This window comes from Pseudomonas sp. 2995-3 (genome assembly GCF_002742565.1).
Taxonomy (GTDB): Bacteria; Pseudomonadota; Gammaproteobacteria; order Pseudomonadales; family Pseudomonadaceae; genus Aquipseudomonas; species Aquipseudomonas edaphica.
The window spans coordinates 93,851-107,203 of sequence record NZ_LJSB01000038.1; the positions used below are offsets into that span (position 1 = coordinate 93,851).

The window sequence follows — 13,353 nt, forward strand, 5'->3', positions numbered from 1 at the left end:
CTGTCGCTCTTCCAGGCGCGGCGTCAGTCTCTGGTCAACATGCCTCCATAGCGTTCTACAAAAGCCTGTGTAGCGTTAACCAGCCGATTCATTTCGTGCTCGGTCAGCGGCAGGCTCAACGCAAACAGCCCGCGCCGTGCACTGTAGATCCCACATTCAAGCAGGTGAAAAAAGAACAGGTCCCGTAGGCGGTTTCGGTCCGTTGGGATATCCGTGGGCCGAAGAATCGGCAAGCCTGTGGGATGCAGGTTCATCACTGAACCCTGCCCGGTAAACTGCATCGGCATGCAGGCGAGCACCTCGTTCAGTTGCTCGCGCAACCGGTCGCCCCTTGCATTCAACGCAAGGGCTTGCTCACGGGTATACACCTGCTCCAATCCCGCGATACCCGCCGCCATGGTCAGTACGTTGTTGTTAAAGGTGCCTGCGTGAGAGAGGCTGCCATGGCGCGGATCGAACTGCGCCATGATGTCTCGTCGGCCACCCAACATGCCACAGGGCATCCCACCGCCGAGGTATTTGCCCAGGGTCATCAGGTCAGGCGTTATGCCGAGTTTTTCCTGTAAACCGCCTGGGCCAAGGCGTGAAGTCATCACCTCATCGAACACCAGCAGTACCCCATGCGCACGGCTCAACGCGCGCAAACCCTCGAGAAAGCCCGGCGCGGCGCAGATACAGCCACCAGCGCCCAACATCGGTTCCACGAGGATCGCCGCACACTCGCCAGGGTGCTCAAACAGCAAACGCTCGACACTGCGTAGATCGTTGTAATCCGCCAGGTACACGCGGTGGGGCACATTCATCGGCGTGCCTGGCCCGGCAAAACTCAGCACGCCGCCGTGATAACCGCCGTTAAACGCGATGACGCCATCGCGCCCGGTGTAGGCCCGTGCCGCCGCCAGCGCGAGCAGATTCGCCTCGGTACCGGAATTGGTAAAGCGCACCTGTTCGATACAACCAAAGCGCTCCACGATCAGCGTTGCCAACCGGGCTTCCAGTTGCGTGTGGGCGCTGAGGTTCAGCCCGTTCGCCATCGCCGTCGTCAGCGCCTGGGTGATCACCGGGTGGGAGTGCCCATACAGCGCTGCGGTGTATTCGGCGAGAAAGTCGACATAACGATGCCCGTCCAGGTCATCAAGAAAACAGCCCGCCCCGCCCGACATCACCAACGGAAACGGCTCATAAAACAGCACTGAGCGCGTATTGCCACCCGGCATTACCCGCGCGGCCACGTCCAGTTGCCGGGCGCTGTTGGGGTTGGCGTGGGTATAGCGGTTGATGCAGCGCTGCAACACGGACCTATCAGGCGCTGTGAACATCGCTCACCTCCTTGGATGCGTTGCGCTTCGGATACACCAGCAGCAACAGCGCAAACCAGGCCGCCGCCACATAAAACGCCGTGCGCGTCTCCGGGTCGCGAATCACCAGCACCGTCAACCCAGCCAAAAACAACAGTACCAACACGCTGCTGCCCCGAGCCCACGGCAAGCGATACGCCATCAGCGGCAACTCACCGCGCTGCACCTTGCGTCGATACGCCATATGCGTGGTGATGATCACCGCCCACACCCAAATCAACAGGCCCAAAATGCCGGTGATCAATAGGTTGAAAATACGTTCCGGCATCAAATAGTTCAGCAAGACCCCCACCAGCAAAATCGCGGTCGACACCATCAAGCAACGCGCCGGCACCTGGCGCGGGCTTAACACCTGCAATTGACGGGGTGCCTGCTGAATATGCGACAGCGCAAACAACATCCGGCTGGTGGCAAACAACCCGGTATTGCACGACGACGCCAGCGCACTGATCACCACAAAGTTGATCAGCCCGGCCGCAATCCCCAGGCCAATGCTGTCGAACACCCTCACAAACGGGCTTTGCGAGGTATCGATCTGGTTCCAGGGATAAAGGGCCATGATCACCGCGATCGACCCGATATAAAAAATAGCCATCCGCCAGATGATGCTATTGATCGCTCGCGGCAATGTGCGCTCCGGGTTGGCCGTTTCCGCCGCCACCAAGCCAATCACCTCGACCCCGGCAAAGGTAAACGCCGCCAACGGTATCGCGTACCAAAAGCCACTCCAGCCATTCGGGAAAAAACCGCCGTGCCGCCACAGGTTAGTGATTGAAGGGGTGGTTTGCGACGATGTATCCAGCCCGAATATCAGAATCGCCAAGCCTGCAGCAATCAGCCCGACAATCGTCACCACCTTGATCAACGCCAGCCAGAACTCCACCTCGCCAAACGTCTTCACCGCAAACAAATTGATCACCATCAACACCACCGTGGTGACCAACGCCGGAATCCACTGCGCCAACTCCGGGAACCAATATTTCATCAACAAGCCGATCCCCGTAACCTCCAGCACCCCCACCAGAATCCAGATCAACCAATACGACCACCCCGTGATAAACGCCACCCGCGGCCCCAAAAACTCCTCCGCATACGTCGCAAACGACCCGCTACCGGGCCGATACAACGACAACTCCCCCAGCGCCCGCGCAATCAAATAAACCATGCCCCCACACAACGCATACGCCAGCAACAACGCCGGCCCCGCCGTGGCAATTGCCTTACCCGAACCCAGAAACAAACCGGCCCCAATAATGCCGCCGATAGCAATCAACATCACATGACGCTCCTTGAGCGACCGCGCCAAGCCATGGTTGGAAGAGTGAAGCGGTGGTGTAGACATCAGCATTCCCCGAGCTGTATTGCACAGCAGTAGTGAGGTGGCCCGGCTCAGACCGGATTTTATTGTACGGTGTGCAATAAGCAGGTTTTGGGCCAAATATTAAACGCGGCGGCAAGCGGTTTTTAAACGGGCTGTTTAGATATGTTTGTAGGAAGCTTCGTTGGGGCGATGTTGACTGGGGGGAGGGTGAAAGCGTGTCACCTGGGGAAACAGATGGGTGGGGGGGATACGGTCGAGAATTAGGGGTGATTTCCAAGGGCCAGCAGGGCGGATCCCTTTCATTTGCAGGACGTTTCCTAGAGAATTCCAGTCGCTTGCGCCAGCTAAATTCCGCGACTAGGCTGCGTTCCGTCACTGTTTTTTCAGTGATCGGGTTTAGTCGCCCGGACTTCGCTAGGCGCACGCGCCATCCCAAAGCCAGGTGTTTCCTCACCTGCACTTTATGGTGGCTGTGCGCAGGGCACCTTCGGGTGCGCCGGTGCCTAGCGGCCGGTCGACTAACCTGCGTACAGCCGCCACCTCTGCTCGTTTAGTCGCGAAAGGACGGTGGTATTCACTTACCGCTAGAGGTTTTCTATGGATAACGTTATTTCGGATTTACCCTCATCGGCTGCAACTAAGCCATTTACTGTTAATGAAGAGCTCAGCTTTGAAGATGCCTGGGTGCGCGTGGCCGAGTTGCTGCAGTGCGCGGTGGCTACGTCGCAGGCGCTTGGTGAACCACTGGGGGCGCCGCATCGGGCGGTGATGCATTTGGTTGAGATGGCGAAGATGGTGGCGGATCGGGCTGTGGAGTGTTTGCAGGCTGGATAACGCGCCAGAGAGGCGGGTGAGGCAATAAGCTGCTTCAGTAGTCCAACAATTGTTGGACTACTGGATTGTGATTCTTACAGACATTAAAAAGCCGGCTTGTGGCCGGCTTCTCGGGGACTGCCTCAGCTTGTTTTTGACAAACCTCACCAGCCTTCAAATCGCTCAGCCCACATCACGTCGGGCTGAATAGTAGGGGCATCTGCGGGAACTCCTCCGCATCGCCAGGCAGAATAGGTAGCGCAAAGCCACCCCCTGCCAAATGTGGGCGGCATGATACCCATATTCACCTCATATGCCTACCTCCGGGTCCGATTTAGAGCCTTCCCAGCCCAGCAGGTGTTCGTCCAGTGGGACGGGTCTGCGGTTGTTGAGGGTGGACCACCAGAACACCCAGCCGACGATCCCGAAGTTCTGTTCAAAGCGTTGTTCGTGGGTGAGGTATTCGTCCGGGTGTTCGCCGGCGTTGTGGCTGCGCATGCGCAGGCCGCCGCCGGGGCGGTTGTAGAGGTATTTGATGCGGAGCATGCCGTCGTGTTCGACGGCGTAGATTTCGCCGTCGGTGATTTGGCTGCGGCCGCGGTCGATGGCGAGGGTGGCGCCTTGTTGGATGATGTCGGTCATGCTGTTGTCGACCATGTAGGCGCCTACCGCGCGGTCGGGGTGTACGTTGAGGGTTTCGAGGGTGTGCAGGGAGACGCGGATGCGTTCGCTTGAGGTGAATGTGGGGTGGAGGGCGATCTCCACGTCGATTTTTTCTGGGAGACGGGCGGGGCCCGTGAGGTACTTGCCGCTGTCTTCGCGGGTGGCGATGCCCTTGCTTGGGTCCGGGCCTTCCAGCAGGAAGTTGGCCGGTGGGTGTTTGAGGCCTTCGCCGGTGCGCAGCCAACGGCTGGAGACGCAGAGCAGTTCTGCGATCTCGTTGAGTCGGCCCATGGGCACGCCGCGCTTGAACCAGTTGTTCACGTGTTGAGGCGTGACACCACGGTTCTTGGCGAAGTCGGAGGCGGAAAGATGAACTTCCCGCAGTAACGCTTTTAGTCGATCACCTGATGTATTCATAAACGCAGAGTTTACTGGCCGGAAAAATACATCAAATAAACTATGCGTTGAGTTTCGCGTGTAGGGATTTGCTTAGTTGTAGGCTGATATTTCGGCTATCTAACTTTATTAAACGTGCCGAATTAAACATTGAACTCGGCGTTTAATTTTTCCCACAAAAAAAGCCCCGAATCGTCGGGGCTTTTTTGATTGCCGGGGCAATGAGGAGCGGGTATCAGCCTTTGTAGGCAGCGACCGACTTCATGATCTCGGCGCGGGCGGCGTCTGCGTTGCCCCAACCGTCGATCTTCACCCATTTGCCTTTTTCGAGGTCTTTGTAGTTCTCGAAGAAGTGCTTGATCTGTTCCAGCAGCAGTGGCGGCAGGTCGGTGTATTCCTTCACGTCCACGTACAGCTGGGACAGCTTGTCGTGTGGCACCGCGATAACTTTGGCATCGCCACCGCCGTCGTCGGTCATGTTCAGGATGCCGACGGGGCGCGCGCGAATCACCGAGCCTGGGGTAACCGGGTAAGGGGTTACTACCAGCACGTCGAGGGGATCACCGTCGTCAGCCAGGGTGTTAGGGATAAAACCGTAGTTGGCCGGGTAGAACATCGGGGTGGCCATGAAACGGTCAACGAACAGGCAGTCGCTGTCTTTGTCGATTTCGTATTTGATCGGCGCGTGGTTGGCCGGAATTTCGATGGCGACGTAGATGTCGTTCGGCAGGTCTTTGCCAGCCGGAATCTTGCTGTAGCTCATTGGGCGGTGCCCCCGTAGTTGGCCATGAAACATGGCCGGATTGGCCTAAAAGTGGCGGCGATTATAGGCATATTCTGACGCCGATGCCATGCGTCAGACGTCGTGTGGCGCCAGCGGTTCAGTCTGGTAGCGGGCATCGCCGGTTTGCAGTTGGTGCAGGCGGGCCAGCGGGTCCTGGCGATAAAAGCGGCTCAGTTGCGCGTACACCTGGGGATAAGTGCCGACCAGTAAATCCGGGGCACTGAAAAAATATTCACTGGTGACGGCAAAGAACTCGGCCGGGTTTTCGGCGGCGTAAGGGTCGATGTCGGTTTCGGCGTCCGGGTTGGCATCCAGTTGGCGGTTGAGGTCGTCAAAGGCGCTTTGCATCACGCTGGCCCATTCCTGCACGCGCATGTCGTGGTGCAGCGGCGGCAGGCCGTTGGCGTCGCCATTGAGCATGTCCAGCTTGTGCGCCAGTTCATGGATCACCAGGTTGTAGCCTTCCCACTGGCCGCTGGCCAGTACACCGGGCCAGGCGAGGATCACCGGGCCTTGCTGCCAGGCTTCGCCGCTGTGTTCGCCATCCCATTCATGCTCGACGCCGCTGGCATCGCGATGGCGCTGGGGGCTGAGGAAGTCGTCGGGGTACAGCACGATTTCGTGAAAGCCCTGATACCAGTCGAGGTCGCCCAGGTTCATCAACGGCAATTGTGCCTGGGCAGCGAGCAGCAGGCGCTGTTCCTGATGCAGCTCGACGCCGGGCAGGGCGGTGAGGTGCTTTTCATTCAGGAACACCACGCAGGCTTCGCGCAGCCACTGGTCCTGCTCGGCGCTGATGCCGTCGAGGAAGGTCAGGTGGTGGCGCACCCGCTGCCAGGTGTCATCGGCAATCGGGTGCTTGGCCAGCAGGCGCCGGCGACGCCAGGCGCTGAGGGACCACATCGCGGGTTACTGCGGCTTGGCTTCGGAACTGCGGCCGAAACGGCTGCGGACCACGCCGATGATCATTGGCACCAGCGACAGCAGGATGATGAACACTACCAGCAGCGAGAGGTTCTTTTTGATAAACGGCACGTTGCCGAAGAAGTAACCCAGGGTGACCAGGCCGCCAACCCACAGGACGGTGCCGAACACGCTGAACCCAAAGAAGCGCGGGTAAGGCATTTTGGCGATACCGGCCACGAACGGTGCAAAGGTACGCAGGATCGGCAGGAAGCGCGCCAGGGTCACGGTTTTACCGCCGTGCTTGTCGTAGAAGTCGTGGGTTTTTTGCAGGTAGTCGCGGCGGAAGATTTTCGAATTCGGGTTGCTGAACAAGCGTTCCCCGGCCGTTCGTCCGATCACGTAGTTGGTACTGTCGCCGAGGATGGCTGCCAGCATTAACAGGCCGCCCAGCAGGACCGGGTCCATGCCGCCGCCTGCGGCGACGGCGCCGGCGATAAACAGCAGGGAGTCACCGGGCAGGAAGGGCATGACCACCAAACCGGTTTCGCAAAAGATAACCAGGAACAGAATGGCGTAGATCCACACTCCGTAGTTTCTTACCAGCATGTCGAGGTACACGTCGAGATGCAGAATAAGGTCGAGCGGGTTGAAATCCATGGATGGCACCTGTGTGAATGGCCCGACTCAGCGGGCCTGTGCGGAAGCTACGGGTAAGTTAGGCTACAAGGTTATGTCGCGATTCTTACAACTCTGAGAGGTCCGCATTATACGGATTAAGAGGTGAAAAGCGTGTTGGTTTTGTAGCGGGGAGTGTCGCTGGTAGCAAGGCTTTACACTGATCCAAATGTTGCTTAGATGTAAATGTGGGAGCTGGCTTGCCTGCGATAGCGGTGGGCCAGCAAATGATGCATCCGCTGATACTTCGCTTTCGCAGGCAAGCCAGCTCCCACAGTGGAGCGCTGGTGTTTTCTCAGTCCTCACTGATCGGCAGCACGTAGTTCTTGAACTCCGTATCTTCCCGAAAGCCGATCGACTCATAGGTCTTCTGCGCCACTTCATTGTCACTGCTGGTCGACACCCGCAGCCGCACGGCCTGGGTCTCCTTGGCCATCTTCTTCGCGGTGCGTATGAGGTTGTCGGCCACCAGCTGCCGGCGGGCATCTTCGGCGACGTAGATGTCGTTGAGGATCCACACGCGTTTAAGCGACAGCGACGAAAAGCTCGGGTACAGCTGGCAGAATCCCAGCAACCTTTTGTCGTCATCATCCGCCAGGGCCAGGTAGATCACCGACTCCTTGCGGCGAAGGCGCTTTTCCAGAAAGGCCCGCGACGAATCCGGGAAGGGCAGCGCGCCATAAAACTCACGGTACTTGACGAACAACGGGGTCAGCAGGTCCAGGTGTTCCAGGGTCGCTTGAGTAATCCGCATGCCAGGCCTCAACTTCCAAATGGGTGTATGACCACACAAGCGGCCGTGACTCGATGCTGCCTAATGACGCAAAAAAGCGCAATCGTGCAGCTATCAGTCATTGGGTGGGCTGAGCAGGAAATTGCCTTTCATCAGGTCAGGATCATCCGATTCAATGGTCTGAACCTGCGCCTCGTCCTTGAGGTTGACCCCCGACAGCTGCCGACGACACGCCTCTTTCATCAAATAAAGCAGGCGATGGGCGGCCATGCCGTAACTCAGGCCCTCCAGTCGCACGTTGGAGATGCAGTTGCGGTAGGCATCGGTGAGGCCGACCTTGGGGTTGTAGGTGAAATACAGCCCCAGGCTGTCCGGCGAGCTGAGGCCCGGCCGTTCGCCGATCAGAATCACCACCATCTTGGCCCCGAGCAATTGGCCGACTTCATCGGCCACTGCCACGCGGCCCTGTTCCACCAGAATCACTGGCGATAAAGACCAGCCTTCAGCCTGGGTCTGTTCCTCCATGCGCGTAAGAAACGGCAGCGTATGTTTATGCACCGCCAGCGCCGACAGTCCATCGGCCACCACCACGGCCAAATCCACGCCGCCTGGGTTGGCGGCGGCATAGTCGCGCAGGCTCTGGGCTGACTCATCACTCAGGCGTCGGCCCAAATCCGGGCGTTGCAGGTACATGTGCCGGTCCACCGCAGCGCTGTGCAGCAACAGGCTGTCACGCCCGCGCTCGGCCATTTGGCTGCTCAGGCCCGCATGGTCGAAGGGCAGGTGTACCGCATCGCGTGCCTGGGCGTGGGCGAATTGAAAATCCAGCTGCGCGTTGGTGGGGATGCTGGTGCCGGTGCGGCCCAGGGCAATGCGCGCAGGCGTGAGGCGGCGCAGTTCCAGCCATGGGTTGTCAGGCAGGTCGAGTTGCACAGGCGGCTCCTTCATCCTAATTGCTTCAAGGCGTGGCGAAACGCCGGTGGCAGGCTGTTGCCAAAGTGCACCTTGCCGTCGGCTTGGGTGAAGATGCCCATTTTCGCCAGCCACTGCTCAAACTCCGGTGCCGGCTTTAACCCCAATGTTTGCCGGGCGTACAGGGCGTCGTGGAACGAGGTGGTCTGGTAGTTGAGCATAATGTCGTCGGAGCCGGGGATGCCCATGATGAAGTTGATCCCGGCCACGCCCAGCAGGGTCAGCAGCGTGTCCATATCATCCTGGTCGGCCTCGGCGTGGTTGGTGTAGCAGATATCACAGCCCATCGGCACGCCGAGCAGCTTGCCGCAGAAGTGGTCTTCGAGGCCGGCACGGATGATCTGCTTGCCGTTGTACAGGTACTCCGGGCCGATAAAGCCTACAACCGTGTTGACCAAAAACGGCTTGAAATGCCGCGCCACGGCGTAGGCGCGGGTTTCACAGGTTTGCTGGTCGACGCCAAAGTGCGCGTTGGCCGACAAGGCACTGCCTTGGCCGGTTTCGAAGTACATCAGGTTCTGGCCCAAAGTGCCGCGATTCAGGCTCAAGCCCGCTTCATAACCTTCCTGCAGCACGCTCAGGCTGATGCCGAAACTGGCGTTGGCCGCCTCGGTGCCGGCAATTGACTGAAACACCAGGTCCAGCGGCACGCCACGGTTGATGGCTTCGATAGAGGTGGTGACGTGAGTCAGCACGCAGGCTTGGGTGGGGATGTCGTAGCGCTGGATGATCGCGTCAAGCATCTCCAGCATGGCGCAGATCGAGGCGATGCTGTCGGTGGCCGGGTTGATGCCGATCATGGCGTCGCCGTTGCCGTAGAGCAGGCCGTCGAGAATGCTGGCGGCGATGCCCGCCGGTTCATCCGTCGGGTGGTTGGGTTGCAGGCGGGTCGACAACCGCCCGCGCAGGCCCATGGTGCCGCGAAACTGGGTGACCACGCGAATCTTCTGCGCCACCAGCACCAGGTCCTGCACACGCATGATTTTGGAAACGGCGGCGGCCATCTCTGGGGTCAGCCCGGGCGCCAGGGCACGCAGGGTATGTTCGTCGGCCGCATCACTGAGCAGCCAGTCGCGCAGGCCGCCGACGGTGAGGTGGCTGACTGCGCTAAACGCCTGCTTATCGTGGGTGTCGATGATTAGCCGGGTGACTTCGTCGCTTTCGTAGGGGATCAGCACTTCTTCGAGGAAGTGTTTCAACGGGATATTCGCCAGCGCCATTTGCGCCGCGACGCGCTCGCCGTCGTTTTGCGCCGCCACACCGGCCAGGAAGTCGCCGGAACGCGCCGGGCTGGCCTTGGCCATCACGTCCTTGAGGCTGTCGAAACGGTAGGTCTGAGTACCTACCGCGTGGGTAAAGCTTGCCATACAGTGTCTCCTTGGCGACGCGGGCTGCCCGTGAGTAAGGCGCCCGCATCGAGGTTTACGGCAGTTAGTGCAAGGCGGCCTCTGCGGCCTGGATCGCCGCGAATTCCTCTTCGGGCGTGCCTGCTACCAAGTGATGCCGGCTGTAGAAAGCAAAGTAAGCAATTAATACTCCATAGATGATCGCAGCGCCAATCACCACCCGTGGGTCCACCAGAAAGCCCGCCACCACGGCCACGCAGGCCAGTACCAGGGCGATGCCGGAAGTGAAAATGCCACCCGGCGTGCGGTACGGGCGGTCCATTTTGGGGCGGCGGACGCGCAAGGTGATGTGCGCGGCCATCATCAGCACGTAGGAAATGGTCGCGCCGAACACCGCCACCAGAATCAGCAAATCACCCTGGCCCGTCAGCGACAGGCCGAAACCGATGATGCCGGGGATTACCAACGCCAGCACCGGCGCTTTACTTTTGTTGGTCTGCGACAGCTTGCGCGGCAGGTAGCCGGCACGGGACAAAGCAAAGATCTGCCGCGAATAGGCGTAGATAATCGAGAAAAAGCTCGCGATCAGCCCGGCCAGGCCAACCAGATTGACGAAGCTGCCCATCCAGGTCGAGCCGCCGTAAGACAAGGCCAGCGCTTCAACCAGCGGGTTACCTGATTTGATCAGCGCGTAGGTGCCGGCGCCGCCGGGCGCAATCACCAGAATCAACAGGGCAAAACTGGTCAGCACCACAATGGCGCCGATCAATCCGCGGGGCAGGTCGCGTTTGGGGTTCTTGGTTTCTTCGGCGGCCAGGGGCACGCCTTCAACTGCGAGGAAAAACCAGATCGCGTAGGGAATCGCCGCCCACACGCCAACATAGCCAAACGGCAGGAAGGTGCTGGCGCCCTTGGCCTCGGTCACCGGCATGTCGAGCAAGTTGGCGACGTTGAAGTGCGGCACCATCGACACCAGGAACACCCCCAAGGCAATCGCAGCGACGGCGGTGATCACAAACATCAGCTTCAAGGCTTCACCCACGCCAAAGATGTGGATGCCGATAAAGATGATGTAGAACGCCAGGTAAATCATCCAGCCGCCGATGCCGAACAACGACTCGCAATAGGCGCCGATAAACACCGCGATGGCGGCGGGCGCGATGGCATATTCGATCAGGATGGCGGTGCCCGTGAGGAACCCGCCCCAAGGGCCGAACGCGCTGCGGGCAAAGCCGTAGCCACCGCCGGCGGTAGGAATCATGGAAGACAGTTCGGCCAGGGAGAAACACATGCACAGGTACATGGTGGCCATCAGCAAGGTGGCGAGGAACATACCGCCCCAGCCGCCCTGGGCCAGGCCGAAGTTCCAACCGGCGTAGTCGCCGGAGATCACGTAGGCAACGCCAAGGCCGACCAGCAGCACCCAACCGGCAGCGCCTTTTTTCAGTTCGCGTTGTTGGAAATAGTCGGTGCCGACTTTTTCGAAGTCGACGGAAGAGCCAGTGGGTTCGCTAGGCATGGGGAAGTACCGTCCGTTGTTATTATTGTGTGTAGCAAGCGAGATCGTTCCCACGCTCTGCGTGGGAATGCATCCCGTGACGCTCTGCGTCACCTTGCACCCGGCTTGAGCCTTGTGCAGACATCGGGACGCGGAGCGTCCCAGGCGGCATTCCCACGCAGAGCGTGGGAACGATCGGGAAGGGTTAGAAAAAGCCCAACGGATTAATGTCGTAGCTCACCAGCAGGTTCTTGGTCTGCTGGTAGTGATCCAACATCATCTTGTGGGTCTCACGGCCCACGCCGGACTTCTTGTAGCCACCAAACGCGGCATGCGCCGGGTACAGGTGGTAGCAGTTGGTCCACACACGGCCCGCCTTGATCGCGCGGCCCATGCGGTAGGCGCGGTTGATGTCACGGGTCCACACGCCGGCGCCGAGGCCGAACTCGGTGTCGTTGGCAATCGCCAGGGCTTCGGCTTCGTCCTTGAAGGTGGTGATGCTCACCACCGGGCCGAAGATTTCTTCCTGGAACACGCGCATCTCATTGGTGCCCTTGAGCAGCGTCGGCTGGATGTAATAACCACCGGCCATGTCGCCGGTCAGTTGCTCAACCTTGCCGCCGGTGAGCAGTTGCGCGCCTTCGCCCTTGGCGATTTCCAGGTAGGACAGGATCTTGTCGAACTGCTGCTCGGACGCCTGGGCGCCGACCATGGTGTCGGTGTCCAGCGGGTCGCCGCGTTTGATCTGCTCGACCTTCTTCATCACTACTTTCATGAAGTCGTCGTAGATTGACTCTTCAACCAGCGCACGGGATGGGCAGGTGCACACTTCGCCTTGGTTAAAGAACGCCAGCACCAGGCCTTCGGCGGCTTTTTCGATAAACGAAGGTTCGGCTTTCATGATGTCGGCAAAGAAGATGTTCGGCGACTTGCCGCCCAGCTCGACGGTGGACGGAATAATGTTCTCGGCCGCCGCGTGCATGATGTGCGAGCCCACCGGCGTGGAGCCGGTGAAGGCGATCTTGGCGATGCGCTTGCTGGTGGCCAGGGCTTCGCCCGCTTCTTTACCGAAGCCGTGCACCACGTTCAGCACGCCCGGCGGCAGCAGGTCGCCGATCAGCTCCATCAGCACGTTGATGCCCAGCGGGGTTTGCTCGGCCGGTTTAAGCACCACGCAGTTACCGGCGGCCAGGGCCGGTGCGAGTTTCCACGCGGCCATCAGCAGCGGGAAGTTCCACGGGATGATCTGGCCGACCACACCCAGCGGCTCGTGGAAGTGGTAGGACGCGGTAAGTTCGTTGATCTCGGCGCTGGTGCCTTCCTGGGCGCGGATGCAACCGGCGAAATAGCGGAAGTGGTCAGCGGCCAGCGGGATGTCGGCGTTGAGGGTTTCACGCACGGCCTTGCCGTTGTCCCAGGTCTCGGTGATGGCCAGCAGTTCGAGGTTCTGTTCGATGCGGTCGGCGATTTTCAGCAGCACCAGCGAGCGGTCCTGGGCCGAGGTCTTGCCCCAGGCGTCAGCGGCGGCGTGGGCGGCATCCAGTGCCTTGTCGATGTCTTTGGCAGTGGAGCGCGGGAATTCGGCGATGGGCTTGCCGTTGACCGGCGAGGTGTTAGTGAAATAGTTGCCGTCCACCGGCGCAACGAACTCGCCGCCGATGAAGTTGCCGTACTTGGCCTTGAAGGAAACGATCGAGCCTTCGGTGCCGGGATGTGCGTAACGCATGGTGGGTATCTCCTGCTTTTATGTTTATTGGAGTACAGCGGTGTTGCGCGTGATAAAGCGTAGAGCAAAGGTTGGGCCATCGCTTTACACACCTGTTAAATCAAGGGTTTGAGCTTTGTTGCGAGGTGTTACGGTGACAAGGCTGGCACAGACGGTGTGACA

Annotated in this window: 12 protein-coding genes; 1 reads left to right on the top strand and 11 read right to left on the bottom strand. The window is 59.7% G+C overall.

Annotation, left to right across the window (positions count from 1 at the left end; genetic code table 11):
* Positions 1-23: 23 nt before the first annotated feature.
* Both AOA62_RS00665 and AOA62_RS00670 read right to left on the bottom strand, forming a co-directional pair.
* On the bottom strand, positions 24-1,319 hold the full coding sequence (locus AOA62_RS00665) for an aspartate aminotransferase family protein (RefSeq protein WP_099547573.1): 1,296 nt from the start codon (positions 1,317-1,319) through the stop codon (positions 24-26).
* Entirely contained in the window at positions 1,303-2,700 is a 1,398-nt protein-coding gene (locus AOA62_RS00670; protein WP_017136022.1) for an amino acid permease, read from the bottom strand. The genes AOA62_RS00665 and AOA62_RS00670 overlap by 17 nt, the downstream gene beginning before the upstream one ends.
* A gap of 576 nt (positions 2,701-3,276) precedes the next feature.
* On the opposite strand from AOA62_RS00670, the gene AOA62_RS00675 reads away from it, so the two are divergent.
* Entirely contained in the window at positions 3,277-3,513 is a 237-nt protein-coding gene (locus tag AOA62_RS00675) for a hypothetical protein (RefSeq protein ID WP_017136023.1), read from the top strand.
* Between the two features lie 288 nt (positions 3,514-3,801).
* Here the strand turns inward: AOA62_RS00675 and AOA62_RS00685 are convergent, their stop codons facing one another.
* The 9 genes from AOA62_RS00685 to AOA62_RS00725 all read right to left on the bottom strand — a co-directional run bounded on the left by AOA62_RS00685 (position 3,802) and on the right by AOA62_RS00725 (position 13,191).
* On the bottom strand, positions 3,802-4,572 hold the full coding sequence (locus AOA62_RS00685; RefSeq protein ID WP_099547575.1) for a S24 family peptidase: 771 nt from the start codon (positions 4,570-4,572) through the stop codon (positions 3,802-3,804).
* Positions 4,573-4,786: 214 nt separating this feature from the next.
* Positions 4,787-5,314 carry an inorganic diphosphatase gene (gene ppa / locus AOA62_RS00690; RefSeq protein WP_003176323.1) on the bottom strand — a complete coding sequence of 176 codons (528 nt, stop codon included), beginning with the start codon at positions 5,312-5,314 and terminating at the stop codon, positions 4,787-4,789.
* A gap of 93 nt (positions 5,315-5,407) precedes the next feature.
* A complete protein-coding gene (locus AOA62_RS00695; RefSeq protein ID WP_099547576.1) occupies positions 5,408-6,238 on the bottom strand; it encodes a zinc-dependent peptidase in 831 nt (276 codons plus the stop codon).
* A gap of 6 nt (positions 6,239-6,244) precedes the next feature.
* Positions 6,245-6,898 carry a DedA family protein gene (locus AOA62_RS00700; RefSeq protein WP_099547577.1) on the bottom strand — a complete coding sequence of 218 codons (654 nt, stop codon included), beginning with the start codon at positions 6,896-6,898 and terminating at the stop codon, positions 6,245-6,247.
* Between the two features lie 313 nt (positions 6,899-7,211).
* Positions 7,212-7,670, bottom strand: coding sequence for an N-acetyltransferase (locus AOA62_RS00705; RefSeq protein ID WP_099547578.1), 459 nt, complete (start codon positions 7,668-7,670; stop codon positions 7,212-7,214).
* A 93-nt stretch (positions 7,671-7,763) separates the two neighbouring features.
* The gene (eutC, locus tag AOA62_RS00710; RefSeq protein ID WP_017136028.1) at positions 7,764-8,597 is read right to left on the bottom strand and encodes an ethanolamine ammonia-lyase subunit EutC; all 834 of its coding nucleotides are present in this window, start codon (positions 8,595-8,597) and stop codon (positions 7,764-7,766) included.
* Positions 8,594-9,988 carry an ethanolamine ammonia-lyase subunit EutB gene (locus AOA62_RS00715; RefSeq protein ID WP_099547579.1) on the bottom strand — a complete coding sequence of 465 codons (1,395 nt, stop codon included), beginning with the start codon at positions 9,986-9,988 and terminating at the stop codon, positions 8,594-8,596. The genes eutC and AOA62_RS00715 overlap by 4 nt, the downstream gene beginning before the upstream one ends.
* A 64-nt stretch (positions 9,989-10,052) precedes the next feature.
* Positions 10,053-11,486: an ethanolamine permease gene (gene eat, locus AOA62_RS00720; RefSeq protein ID WP_099547580.1), complete on the bottom strand. Its 1,434-nt coding sequence runs from the start codon at positions 11,484-11,486 to the stop codon at positions 10,053-10,055.
* 184 nt (positions 11,487-11,670) lie between these two features.
* Complete coding sequence (locus AOA62_RS00725; protein WP_058420203.1) at positions 11,671-13,191, bottom strand: aldehyde dehydrogenase family protein; 1,521 nt, start codon at positions 13,189-13,191, stop codon at positions 11,671-11,673.
* Between the last annotated feature and the right edge of the window lie 162 nt (positions 13,192-13,353).